A 2,004-nucleotide genomic window follows, 5' to 3' on the forward strand; every position below is an offset into this window, starting at 1 on the left:
CGTCGACACGATGATAAACCAGAAGGGGCAGAACTGTATCTGCATTTACGTTGCTATCGGCCAGAAGGCGTCTACGGTGGCCCGCGTGGTCAAGACGCTGGAGGATTCCGGGGCTATGGCGTATTCGATCGTCGTCGCTGCGACGGCGGCGGATTCCTCGCCGCTCCAGTATATGGCGCCGTATGCCGGCGTCGCGATGGCGGAGTATTTCATGCGGAAGGGCGGACACTGCCTCTGCATTTATGATGATTTGACGAAGCACGCGGCGGCGTACCGCGCCATGTCGTTGCTTCTCCGTCGTCCTCCCGGACGCGAGGCGTATCCGGGCGACGTATTCTATCTCCATTCGCGTCTCCTGGAGCGTGCGGCGAAGCTCTCCGACGAACTCGGAGCAGGCTCGATCACGGCGCTTCCGATCATTGAGACGCAGGCAGGCGACGTCGGCGCCTACATCCCGACGAACGTTATTTCAATCACAGACGGCCAGATCATGCTGGAAACCGATATGTTCTATTCGGGCATCCGTCCGGCGGTCAACGTCGGTCTTTCGGTATCCCGTGTCGGCGGCAGCGCGCAGATCAAGGCGATGAAACAGGTCGCCGGTACGCTCCGACTCGACCTTGCGCAGTATCGTGAGCTCGCGGCGTTCGCGCAGTTCGGCTCCGATCTCGACAAGGCGACGAAGGATCAGCTCGACCGCGGCGCGCGTATGACGGAGACTTTGAAACAGGCTCAGTATGCGCCGCTCGTCGTCGAGGAGCAGGTCATGGCTATTTTCACGGCGGTTCGCGGATTCCTCGCGGACATCCCCGTGGACAAGGTCGTCACGTTCCAGAACGATTTCCTGAAATTCATGCGTCAGGCGCATCCGGAGATCGGCCAGAAGATTGCCGAGCAGCAGAAGCTCGACGACAATCTTGAGGACGCTCTCTCCAAGGCAATCGAGGAATTCAAGGAGACCGTTCCTTATAAAATGGCGTGATGAGGTGATTGAATGGCGAGCTTACAGGATATACGCCGCAGAATACGCAGCGTAAAGAGCATCCAGCAGATCACCAAGGCAATGAAGATGGTCGCGGCGGCGCGCCTCAGGCGTGCGCAGATGGCGGCTGTGGCGAACAAGCCCTACGCGGACAAGATGGCGGAGGTCGTGGAAAACGTCGCGTCCAATGTCACCGATTTCAAGCACCCGCTTCTCGAAACTTATGACGCGGCGGAAAAGAAGCTTTTCCTGATTGTCGCGGCAGACAAGGGACTGGCCGGCGCCTATTCCTCGAACATATTCAAGGAAGCGGTGCGGCATATTCCCGACAAGGAAAAAGCCGATCTTGTCGTCATCGGACGTAAGACCGAGGAGTATTTCCGCAACCGGGGCTATCATATCGTAAAGGAATATCTCGGCATCAGCGAGCGCCCGACGTTCGATATCGCGAAGCAGATCGCGGCGGAATTGACCTCGCGCTATGAAAGCGGCGAGTACAGCGCTGTGAATATCATTTATGCGCGGTTCGTGTCGTCGATGGTCAATATACCGGAAACGTTCCAGCTCCTGCCTTTCGAGGGCATCACGAACGAGGAAGAGGAAGCAGAGCCGACGAAGCTCGACAAGGCGGGCGCGTTCATCGCCCACTTGAAGGCGGCGGCGCTTGCGAAACTTCCGAAGCCGGGGCCCCAGAGCTACGACGAAATGATCGAGGCTATGGAAGCGAAAGAGGCTGCCGAAGCGGAACGCGCCGAGGACGAGGCTGCGGAAAAAGCCGCTGCGGAAGCGGCGAAAGAAGCGGCTGCGGCGGAAGCGGAAAAAGCGAGGGAAGCCAAGGCGGCGAAAGAGGCCGAAGAAAGATTCGGTCCGCTGCCCCCGTTGCCGGATATGCCGGAGCTGCCGAACGAAGAAACCGACAGCATTGATTTCACGGCGTATGATACGCCGCTGGAAGAATTCAAGGAAGAGCCGTTCATCTTCATACCGAATGCGGACGACGTGCTGAACGCGCTGCTGCCGCA

2 protein-coding genes are annotated in these 2,004 nt (G+C 58.6%); both read left to right on the top strand.

Annotated elements, in window-relative coordinates; all coding sequences use genetic code 11:
- The coding region (locus tag IJL83_00830) for a F0F1 ATP synthase subunit alpha (GenBank protein ID MBQ6552154.1) at nucleotides 1-982 on the top strand (982 nt) is incomplete at its 5' end.
- Between the two features lie 12 nt (nucleotides 983-994).
- Nucleotides 995-2,004 (top strand): F0F1 ATP synthase subunit gamma (locus IJL83_00835; GenBank protein MBQ6552155.1); only part of this gene is annotated, 1,010 nt, incomplete at its 3' end.

The sequence above is a fragment of the Clostridia bacterium genome (assembly GCA_017438525.1).
In the GTDB taxonomy this organism is placed as follows: Bacteria; Bacillota; Clostridia; order Oscillospirales; family RGIG8002; genus RGIG8002.